This is a genomic window from Acidithiobacillus ferriphilus (assembly GCF_018854775.1).
GTDB classification, from domain to species: Bacteria; Pseudomonadota; Gammaproteobacteria; order Acidithiobacillales; family Acidithiobacillaceae; genus Acidithiobacillus; species Acidithiobacillus ferriphilus.
Genome location: NZ_JAAZTY010000187.1, coordinates 1 through 592 on the forward strand (window position 1 = coordinate 1; position 592 = coordinate 592).

Annotated in this window: 1 pseudogene; it reads right to left on the reverse strand. The window is 55.7% G+C overall.

Annotation, left to right across the window (positions count from 1 at the left end):
* Positions 1-592, reverse strand: a pseudogene (locus tag HF921_RS11785) (heterodisulfide reductase subunit B); the annotation flags it as partial.

A 592-nucleotide genomic window follows, 5' to 3' on the forward strand; every position in this document is an offset into this window, starting at 1 on the left:
CATAACGTGCAGCCATTCACTGTAGTGCACCACTTCTTCGGGGATGACGATCTTGCCGTCGACCAGACGGCCAAGCTTGCCCAGGATCTTCTTGACCTTTTCGCGCAGTTCAGCGGATTCGATCAGATACTTGCGGATTTCCTTGTAATTGCCGAAGGAGGTGCCACAGTGGACCAGAGGGAAGAAGTGGCCATTCTCGAAGCCGTGCTGTTTGCCGGAGACATAGGCCTGATGGAAGTTGCGCAGGAAAACGGCGGCGAGGGATTCAACGTTGCCGATGCCGGAACCGTGGTAGTTCCAGGCGGTGCAGGAGGTCTGATCGGTTTCGTCCAGGTAATCGACCCCCAGGTGATTCATGAACCACATGAGACTGGTGGGGTAGCCGGGGATATTACCGCACTGACCACAGCTTTTGTGATGCCAGAGGTTGTTGGTGGGAACCCGTTTTTTCCAGCCAAACAACGTATCCACCTCAACCGCCTTATGATCGTCGGTGATGCGATGGACGATGATCTCGCCTTCCTTCTCCAGTTCCCACATGTGATCGCGAATGTCGTCCATCCGCTCACCCAGGTCCACCGTGCGCCGGTCA